Annotated in this window: 6 protein-coding genes and 1 pseudogene; 3 read left to right on the top strand and 4 right to left on the bottom strand. The window is 42.6% G+C overall.

The window, feature by feature from the left end; translation table 11 throughout:
* The first annotated feature begins 249 nt into the window (after positions 1-249).
* Positions 250-3,705: a response regulator gene (locus tag QUA01_RS25860; protein WP_333093365.1), complete on the top strand. Its 3,456-nt coding sequence runs from the start codon at positions 250-252 to the stop codon at positions 3,703-3,705.
* On the opposite strand, the gene QUA01_RS25865 is transcribed toward QUA01_RS25860, so the two are convergent.
* The 3 genes from QUA01_RS25865 to QUA01_RS25875 form a co-directional block, all read right to left on the bottom strand.
* Complete coding sequence (locus tag QUA01_RS25865; protein WP_333093366.1) at positions 3,638-5,071, bottom strand: hypothetical protein; 1,434 nt, start codon at positions 5,069-5,071, stop codon at positions 3,638-3,640. The two genes, QUA01_RS25860 and QUA01_RS25865, sit on opposite strands and share 68 nt — an antisense overlap.
* A gap of 297 nt (positions 5,072-5,368) precedes the next feature.
* On the bottom strand, positions 5,369-5,989 hold the full coding sequence (locus QUA01_RS25870) for a DUF3177 family protein (protein WP_333093367.1): 621 nt from the start codon (positions 5,987-5,989) through the stop codon (positions 5,369-5,371).
* A gap of 424 nt (positions 5,990-6,413) precedes the next feature.
* The gene (locus QUA01_RS25875; RefSeq protein WP_194071272.1) at positions 6,414-6,650 is read right to left on the bottom strand and encodes a Calvin cycle protein CP12; all 237 of its coding nucleotides are present in this window, start codon (positions 6,648-6,650) and stop codon (positions 6,414-6,416) included.
* 483 nt (positions 6,651-7,133) lie between these two features.
* Here QUA01_RS25875 and QUA01_RS25880 point away from each other — a divergent pair, with 483 nt between their 5' ends.
* The gene (locus tag QUA01_RS25880; protein WP_333133259.1) at positions 7,134-8,369 is read left to right on the top strand and encodes an FIST signal transduction protein; all 1,236 of its coding nucleotides are present in this window, start codon (positions 7,134-7,136) and stop codon (positions 8,367-8,369) included.
* A 218-nt stretch (positions 8,370-8,587) separates the two neighbouring features.
* On the opposite strand, the pseudogene QUA01_RS25885 reads toward QUA01_RS25880, so the two are convergent.
* Positions 8,588-9,664 (bottom strand): annotated as a pseudogene (locus QUA01_RS25885) (IS630 family transposase).
* Positions 9,665-9,790: 126 nt separating this feature from the next.
* On the opposite strand from QUA01_RS25885, the gene QUA01_RS25890 reads away from it, so the two are divergent.
* A complete protein-coding gene (locus tag QUA01_RS25890; RefSeq protein ID WP_333133256.1) occupies positions 9,791-10,180 on the top strand; it encodes a hypothetical protein in 390 nt (129 codons plus the stop codon).
* Positions 10,181-10,182 lie beyond the last annotated feature (2 nt).

Genomic DNA, 10,182 nt, shown 5'->3' on the forward strand with positions numbered 1-10,182 from the left:
GATGCAGAACCTAATTATGTGAATTTCCAGGACATCATTGTGCAACACGGATTATTAGCATGAGCTACAATGCTTTTTATCAGGGAAATTGTCGCATTTGGTTTGGTGATTTCGATCGCATTACCGATCCAGCGTCGCTAATTTCGACTCAATTCGCGATCGGCAATTAGCTGGAACTATTATTAATTACGCTCAAAAGCAAGAATCAGCCGATTTGTGCAGTTTCTCTGAGAACCCAGGCGATTTACTATGTTATTGAAAAGTATTAGCAGATCGATCGCAAAATTTTACAGCAGCGTGCCCCTCCGTTTAGCGCTGACAGTGCCATTTGTCCTGCAAACTGTCGCCGCAGTCAGCCTAGTAGGATATTTGTCTTTCATTAACGGACAAAAAGCCGTTCAAGAATTGGTTAATAGCTTGCAGGCCGAAATTAGCGATCGCATCCAAGAGCACCTCACAAATTACTTAGAAAAACCTCACACCATCGCCCGACTCAATGCAGGTGCAGCACAACTCGGCAAGCTGCATCCAGCAGATTTGCAAGCAACACAGCGCTACTTTTGGCACGAGATGCAAATATTATCCTCGGTGCGAGCAATCTATTTAGGCAGTAAGCAAGGTGAATATATCGGAGTTCGCAGAGAAGCATCGGGACAATTAATTGCACAAATTACAGAAAACTTTCCTAGGCGTTCTTTCTATGGTTTAGATGGCCGAGGCAATCCCACTAATTTATTGAGTTACGAACCAAAATACGACGCGCGAACTCGTCCTTGGTACATCAGTGCAACCGCAGCAAATAAATTAGTTTGGACAGACATTTATACGTTTTTTCATGGAGATTTGGGAATCACAGCGGCTCAGCCTTGCTATGACGAGCGAGGTGAGTTTGTTGGAGTAATGGCAGTTGACATGATTTTGAGCCAAATTGGAAACTTTTTGGGAAACATGAAAATTAGCCGATCGGGTCAAACTTTCATTATGGAGCGATCGGGCGCTTTAGTGGGAAGTTCGACAAGCGAAAAACCCTACACCCTCGACACTGACGGCAAAGCTCGACGATTGCTAGCAATTGATAGCAAAAATACGTTAACTAACGCCACAGCTAAACACATCATTAGTAATTTCAATTTAAGCCAAGTTGAGCCGCCTCAAAAACTAGAATTTCAACTCGAAAATCAGCGGCATTTTGTACAGATATTGCCGTACAAAGACCCCAGCGGCATTGATTGGTTAGTCGTGATAGTGATTCCAGAAAACGATTTTATGGAAAAAATCAATGCTAGCACTGCTACCACTATTTTACTCTGCATGGCAGCGCTAATAGTAGCAACAATTATTGGTATTTTTACGGCTAGATCGATCGCGCGGCCAATTCTGGGGTTAAACGCAGCAGCCAAAAATATCGCCCGAGGAGAATGGGATCGGAAACTAGAGTTCGATCGCGCCGACGAAGTAGGAGAACTCGCCAAATCCTTCACCAGCATGGTATCTCAATTGCAAACATCCTTCGTCGCCCTCGAAAATAAAAATCAAGAATTGCAACAATTCGACAAACTAAAAGACGAATTTTTAGCCAACACCTCCCACGAATTCCGAACTCCCCTTAACGGAATGATTGGTATTGCCGAATCAATGATTGACGGCGCAGCCGGAACTTTATCAGAAATTCAGCAGCATAACCTCTCAATGATTGTTAGCAGCGGCAGGCGGCTCAACGAACTTGTTGACAATATTCTCGACTTTGCTCAACTCAAAAATCAAAAACTAGAATTGCAGTTTCGCAGTGTAGGAATTAAGTCAATTGTCGAAGTTGTACTAACTGTCAGCAAATTTTTAATCGGCACTAAAAACTTGCAGTTAATTAACAATATTCCTGCGGATTTGCCCTTAGCTTGGGCTGACGAAAACCGCTTGCAACAAATCCTTTACAACTTAATTGGCAATGCGATCAAATTCACGGATAGCGGCACTATAGAAATATCAGCAGAAATTGTAGCCACCGACGGTCAAAAATTCCTCCCAGTGCCCGCGTCAAATCGCCTGCCGCCAGACCCGAATTTTCAAATAGCTGTTACCGTTTCCGATACTGGAATAGGCATTCGGGGCGATCGGCTCGATCGCATTTTTGAGCCATTTGAACAAGGCGACGGTTCCACAGTCAGACAATACGGAGGAACCGGTTTAGGTTTAACAATATCCAAACAATTTGTCGAACTCCACGGCGGTAAAATCTACGCAGCATCGCAAGTCGGCATCGGTTCCCGCTTCACCTTTACCCTACCTTTTTCTACCGAACAAATTAATCCCAATCAAGCAGTAATAAATCCGCAAATAACAACCGAAACTAAAAATTTTCAACTCCCCAATAACATTTATCAAACTTATTTGTCCTGCGACTTAAATTTTTATAAACCAGCTCCTAATCCAGTAAATCAAGCCGCCGCGCTATTAAAAGTTGAACAATTTAAAATTATGATAGTTGACGACGATCCGATTAACCTGCAAGTTTTAAACAATCATCTTTCTCTGGAAAATTACAGCGTTATTCAGGCACCTAACGGGGAACAAGCCCTATCACTCCTCGAAGGCGGACAGCATTTTGACTTAATCATTCTCGACATCATGATGCCCAGAATGTCGGGTTATGAAGTCTGCGCCAAACTAAGGGAAAAATATCCCTCCCACGAGTTGCCAGTAGTGATGTTAACGGCGAAAAATCAAGTGTCAGATTTAATCATAGGATTTCAATTCGGCGCTAACGACTATCTAACCAAACCCTTCTCGAAAGACGAACTTTTAACCAGAATTAAGTCTCACATCAACTTATCGCAAACTAACAGCGCCTACGGGCGATTTTTCCCCGATGCTTTCTTAGAATTTTTGAAAAAAGAAAGCATTGTGGATATCGAATTAGGCAATCATGTCAGCAAAGAAATGGCAGTCATGTTTAGTGATATTCGCTCTTTTACCTCGCTTTCTGAAACTATGACACCACAGCAAAACTTTGACTTTGTTAATGCTTACTTGCGAGAAGTCAGTCCAACAATTAGAGAGAATCACGGCTTTATTGTCAAGTATTTAGGAGATGGAATGATGGCAGTTTTTCCAAACGGTGCTGACGATGCACTCAAAGGTGGAATTGCTAAACTGCAACAAGTTCACAAATATAATGTCTATCGGCTTCGCAGCGGATATCAACCGATTCAAGTAGGTGTAGGAGTTCATTTCGGTCAGATGATGGTGGGGATAGTCGGAGAAGCACAGAGAATGCAGGGAGATGCTTTTTCCGATCATGTCAATTTAGCCTCTCGTTTGGAAAGTCTCACTAAATTATATGGAGTATCGTTAATAATTTCTGATAAAGTTTTGGAAAATTTAACCGATCCCGAACAGTATCAAATCCGTTTTTTAGATAGAGTAATTGTCAAAGGCAAAAAAGAGGCAATTTCTATCTATGAAGTCCTCGACGGAGAAACCGAGTTAGTCAGGGAAATCAAGTTACAAACTCAGCCGGATTTTGAACGAGGTTTAGAACATTATTGCCGTCACGAATTTAAGGCCGGTCAAGTTTGTTTCGATCGAGTTTTAGCTGTTAATTGCGAAGACAAAACGGCTACCATGTATTTAGAGCGACTCAACCATTTGATAAAAAATGGCGTTCCTGAAAATTGGTCTGGGGTTTGGACTTTAACTCAGAAATGATTTGGTAGTGTCGGTAGATAGTAGATTTGCGACTTTCAAACAACTTGAGAATTGAGTCAACGACAATTTTTGTAACTATCGGGTTAAAATCGGTAATAAACTCATCTGCTTCGAGATTTTGCTTAAACAATTCCTTGGCTCGATCGCACTGATAGCACATTTCGTCAAAGCCGACAATTTTTACTACAAACGTCGCCAGCGGAGAGTGTTCTAAATCGCTATTAGAATTGCTTTTAGCCCTACCATTTTCTAATAAATTTAATACTTCCGATTCTAAACTATTTTTAGGGTTATAAGGTTTCTCGATTTCTGGAAAAAAGCTTTCCAGGCGCACGCCTCCGACAGTTCTATCTGGAAGTTCTCCCATCATCATCGCCAGAGAAACGTCGATTCCCAAACTCGAAGAAAGAGCTTCTAGCAGAGCGATAGCAGCTAGTTTGCAGCCCAAATAAAGCTTGGCAATTTCCAGGTTGTATCTAGCAGTAGTTTCCCAACGCTGATAGGTGCGATCGTCGGGACATCCCTCAAACTGCCGAAAAATCACCTCTGGCTGGAGATAACTCAGAAAACCCTCCATTTTCAGGATAGCAATTCGATAGTCGCGAACCGTGTAAAAACCGCAGCAGGTGAGGTTGTGATTGGTTTCCGGCAGTAAATTCCAGGTATTTGCCAAAAAATGGGCTGAACTCTGGTGAGAAAAACTGATTACATCCCGGTTAGAAATGCGTACAGCTTTTTTTATAGTTTCCCGCATTTCCTCGTCAGTCAAACTGAGGTTAAACAGGCTATTTATTGCTTGCAAGCGGTCGTAAAGACGCTGGCTGACTGTTACTCTTCCCTCGGCGGGGCGAAACGGAATTGTAGCTTCAATGCAGGCTGCAATTTGAAGCAATTGCTCGCGTTTGAGAAATGGTTCTAGAGCTTTTGCTGCTACCAAAGCGCTGAGAAATTCGTTTTGTCCTGAGAAGGGGTTGAGCACTTCTCCGGGTACAAAACCGAATACCTGCATTACCATCTCGAAGGTAGCATCTGCCGACAGTTCAGATTGCTCTCGAATTTGTAGCTGTTTGTTGACTTCTTTTGTTACCGGAGTGATGTAGTAGCTGACGTTAAAGTTAATACTGCGATCGACTTGCACGTAGACGATATCGTGAAATAAAGCGGCCAAAATCTCGATCGCGTCTTCTTTTCCCCCTACCTCAAAAATATGTTCGGGAGTGTGAAAAAAACGCCACGATCCTGTCATCGGCTGAACTATCAGTTCGGCAATCCGAGCGAGTTCAGTTGGTTCTACTTCTGCGTTTAGGCGGTCGATCGCCCAAATCAGCTTTTCTAAGCACTGTAAATATGCTTCTTTGCTATCCATCACAGTCTTTTCCAATAACATTGATGTCAGTCAATTTGAGATTTGAGATAATTCGACTTCGCCCTACAAGTTTGAGATTTACTTGCAACCGGAGCAGGAACTCTTCGTCTAAAATTTTTAGATATCCACAACAGGAGTACGTGGTACGGTATCAAATTTTTAGCGGTATCACCACGTCAGCCACCCTCTTGTTAGTTGAATTTTTCGTATATGCGATTTTTTTGAGTAGGAGATTTTGACTTTTTTGTTGAAGATTTTAGCTGAAATGGAGGAGACAAATATTTGCTTTAAATCTACTTAATTTCCAGTAGCTGACCTCCCCTGTTTGCCAATTTTAATTAATACAAAGTATGACAAGTAAATTACATAAATTGCTAAACCTGTCATACCCAACAATCCCAAAAATTGAGGTGTGAGATTAGGGTGAAACATCTGCTTGTACAGCCAAGGCGGGTCTAACCAAATGCGGCAAAAAGGTTCGTCAATTACTTGAATTTGAGATTTAAAGGCACAGTTTAAGAAGGCAATTTGAGCTAGAGCGCCCAAACCGCTGAAAACAGTAATCGCCCACCGCCAAGCTGTAAAGGCGAGCTTCAAAGGTGATTGAGGCCGATCGGCAATTTCGTCGTTTAAATCCTGCCAGAACCACAGACAAGCAGGAATCAAGGCTCTCGCTATCACTGACGAGACAAAGCTCACAGGCAGAGCAGCCATCATCAGGTAAAGTGTAATTGCCAACAAACTGGCTACCCGCCAATAAATCACCAACAAACGGGCGATCGCATCAGCTTTGTCAAAAACAGCCCAAATCAGCACTACGAGCGGGATCGAAATGGTTAATAGCACAGACAAGCGGTAATCCATCCACACAAGTGGTTGAAACCAAGGTCCTGTGGCTGCCAATAAAAGACTTAACATCTTTGGTAAAATATACTCACTTATTTGTGACAAATTCTACTATACAAATGCTCAAAAGTCAGGGATAAGATAAGACGGCGGTTGAAACGAGGTTTACAAAAACTTTCGTTGGTGGCTCGACAGCTTCGCCGAACGTCCTCGGCATATCCCAAAATATAACCTAATTTTAATCGTCTTGTCTTCAACCTCTACCAGGTTGGTAAAGTCTCCTCTAGACGCGGTTTCAACCACCGGGTATTCTTGGGGAGTTGACTAAATACTTGCTATAGATGAAGTCCTAGCTCTCCTTTACAAGGTTTTTTGGGAGGGAGTTATGTATAGCACTTATTTGGCAAAAAGGTATAGTTAATCAAGCTATAAAAGAATCCCGCACCAAAATGTAGTTTTTGGTGCGGGAGGGAAGACAAGGAGCTAAATTGCTCGTTTATTCGTCGTAGATGCGGCATTCAGCAGCGTCAGGGTTGTCATCGCAATATTTTTCAAAGGAATTTTTAGGTTTGACTTGCTTTTGGTGGGAAGCTTCTGCTTGCAGTTCTTCAACTGCGTCCCACGCTGCGGCGCATTCGCCCGAAGTTGCGCCCTTGACGTCACAGACGGTACGAGCGCTTTCTAGTTCTTCTTCAATTTGTTCTTGGATGTTGCCTGCGGGTGTTGTTGTCATAAATTTCTTGAGTAAGAAAGGTTTTCTTTTTTGGATGTGAGCTTGTGTTCGATTTGCAGTTTCAGTCTGGCGACCTCAGCTAATACTAGCTTGAGATGTGCTGATGTTGCAGCCCGATCAAACCCATCCATAAACTGCGATCGCAGCAGCCGTCTCTACTTCCTGTTTTATTTTAGCCGATCGGCGGATTTTAGTTCACAGGCATCAATGCAGGTCGAGCCCACCTGACTTTTGATGAAAACATTACAGGAAATTGTCGTGTCAAACTGTATTGAGCTTGATCTTTTAAGATTTAGCTGAAGACGGAATTTAACACTAAACAGATTGATTTAAGACTCATGTTAACTTATGTTAACACAAGAACGGCGATCGGGGGAGAGTCGATCAACCAACAATAGCGTCCCGCCAGAGGCAAGTTCCGGTTAGCCTAATGTATAGACATAGTTTTATAGAGATTTTCGCCCTATGGACAAGCAAAACCAAATGCAATGGGTCAGCGCCTTATCAACCCGTCCGTCTTTGGAATCAGCCTTGAAAGAAGTTGTAGAAAAAGCCGATCGCGAATTAGAAGGCCCGGCCGATTTAGCGCTGATTTTTATCTCGTCTGCCTTTGCCAGCGAGTATTCTCGGCTGATGCCTTTACTCAAAGAATTACTGCCAGTGCCTGCGATTCTCGGCTGCGGCGGGGGAGGGGTCATCGGTACCGGTCGAGGCGGTGAGACCGAAGAAGTGGAGGGTTCTCCAGCAGTCAGTCTCTGTCTTGCCCGCTTGCCTGGAGTGAGCGTCAGAACATTTCACGTCGGTGCAGAGGAACTGCCGGACTTAGACAGTCCGCCGGATACTTGGGTGGATTTGTTGGGCGTGCCGGCCCGCGAAGAACCGCAGTTTATCATTTTGGCCGACCCCTTTTCGGCAAAAATTAACGATTTGCTGCAAGGGCTAGATTATGCCTATCCGGGTGCACCGAAGGTAGGGGGACTCGCCGGCGGCGACGGTGCGGGCAGGGGCGCGGCGCTGTTTTGCGACTATCAGCTTTACCGAGAAGGAACGGTGGGAGTGGCTTTGAGCGGAAATATAGTTCTAGAAACGATTGTCGCTCAAGGCTGCAGACCGATCGGGCATCCTTATCGGGTGACGGAAGGAGAGCGCAATATTGTGCTCAAACTCGAAGAACAAACCGACGATATCGGCAGCGGGGGCATCGAGCGATCGCCCTTAGAGGCCCTGCGAGAGTTAGTTCAAACTTTGAGCGAAGCAGACCGAGAATTAGCGCAGCACTCGTTATTTGTCGGCTTAGTCAGCGATGAATTCAAGTTTAAATTAGAGCCCGGAGATTTTTTAATCCGAAATTTGTTAGGGGTAGATCCGAAAGTGGGAGCAATTGCGATCGGCGATCGAGTCCGTCCCGGACAGCGCATCCAATTCCACCTGCGGGACGCGCGCACCTCCGCAGAAGACCTAGAACTGCTGCTCGATCGCTATCAGCGGGATGCTGAGTACAGGGGTACATCTAGCGCAGGTGCATTGATGTTCTCTTGTCTGGGGCGCGGCGAAGGGCTTTACGGACAATCGAACTTTGACTCGAAACTGTTCGGCAGGTACATCAAAAACATTCCCCTGAGCGGCTTTTTCTGCAACGGCGAAATCGGCCCCGTGGGCGGCAGCACATTTCTGCACGGCTACACCTCCGTTTTCGGGATTTGCCGCCAAAATTCATAATCTTGTTGACGGTTGACGGTTGACGGTTGACTGTTAACGGTTGACGGTTGACGGTTGACGGTTGACGGTTGACGGTTGACGGTTGACAACTAAGGAATGAAAAATAAATAAGGTGACTAATAGAGCAATAGTTTACCTTGGATCAAGGCTTCTGGGGTTGAATTATGCAAGTTGTTTATTTTTCATTCCTAACAAATTAACAACTAACAACTAAGCTGCTACGCAGCTAAACCGGATAAAATAGCATTGCCTTTGTTTTTGATTTTTCGATCCCATTTAATAACCATTTCTCCTTCATTTAATAATTTATGTAGCAAATCAGACAATTCTTATACTGACTTAAACAGTCGATGTGCTATATATTCTTTTGCTGAATACCATACCAATTCAATCAAATTATAATCGGGGCTGTAAGGCGGCAAAAATTCTAAAATAATCTGAGGCATTTCGGCTGAGATTTGGCTCAAAATATCTTTCTTTTTATTAAAACTCGCATTGTCTAAAATGATTACAATCTTCATTCCAGATTCGGCAAAGTTTTCAGTTTGATTGCCCAGTTCTCTCCACTCTTGAACTATCGAATCATTTAAAGCATTAATTTGCTCATAAAATGTATTCGAGTCTCCTCTTTTTATCACAAAATTTAACCTTTTTTTGTCATAATATCTCAACCCAGCCATGATATTTACTCTGCCTCTTTCCCTTTGATATGTAATTTTTTTTCGACTACCTTTTTTACCCCAATTTTTTCTTCTTATCACTCGTAAACTGAATCCACTCTCACGCCCTTTACCATACCTGTAAAAGCTCTGGTGTTTGTTTAGTTATTCTTAAATACTCCGATAATTTCTGTTTAAATACTTCTTTTTCAAGGGGATTCTGTTTGGATTTTAAGCTGTATTTAGCCCAAATGTAAACGTATTTTTTTTATGTAATATCCGGGATATTTGGGAACCACTCAATTTAATTCCTGTGACTTTTTCTAAATATTTTGCTAATCTGGCTGCCGTCCATCTCCCAAATTCATATCCATATTCTTCCGGAGCTTTATCGATTGTATCTATCAATATTTGTTCATACTCTGGAGTGACTTTGCGAAAATTTCCTGGGCTTCTTTTATCTAAAAAACTATCCAAATTATCCGGATCGCCATGAACTGACCAATAAGCCACTGTTGTGTAAGCAATTTCCATAAATTCACTAATTTCTTGATAAGTTTTTCCGTCATTAATTAGCAATAAAATGAGAACCTTTTCCCTCATGTAATTATCATCAGACTCTTTTAGTATTTTAATAAGTCTCTATTTTTTATTTTGAGATAGATGGTTTTGAGCTGGCATATATTACAACTAATTATCCCTTAATTTATATTTATATTATACAGTATAGCTGCGTATCAGCTTACAGCACTTCCGGGTGTTATGAGGTACAATAAAAATAGATTAAAAAATACACCAATGAAAGCATATTCAGTAGATTTACCAACAAAAATAGTAGCAGCCCATCAAGATCAGAAGCTGTCGATTAGAAAAACAGCAGCGATATTTTCCGTTAGTAAAAGCTTAGTTCCAAAACTGGTCAAGCAACAAAAAATCGAGGGGAATTTACAGCCGAAATCCAGGGGTAAACCGAGATACAGTCATTTGAATAATTCCACAGCTTCTTTGAGGGAAATAGTGGCAGCACATCCCGATGCAACCTTACTAGAATTGTGTGAGTTATTTGCCCAGAAGACTGGAAATTGGGTGGGTAGAACAGCCATGTGTAACGCCTTACAAAAATTGGGATTAAATCGTAAAAAAAAACAGTGAGC

It is taken from the genome of Microcoleus sp. S36a_B3 (assembly GCF_036700745.1).
Classification (GTDB): Bacteria; Cyanobacteriota; Cyanobacteriia; order Cyanobacteriales; family Microcoleaceae; genus Microcoleus.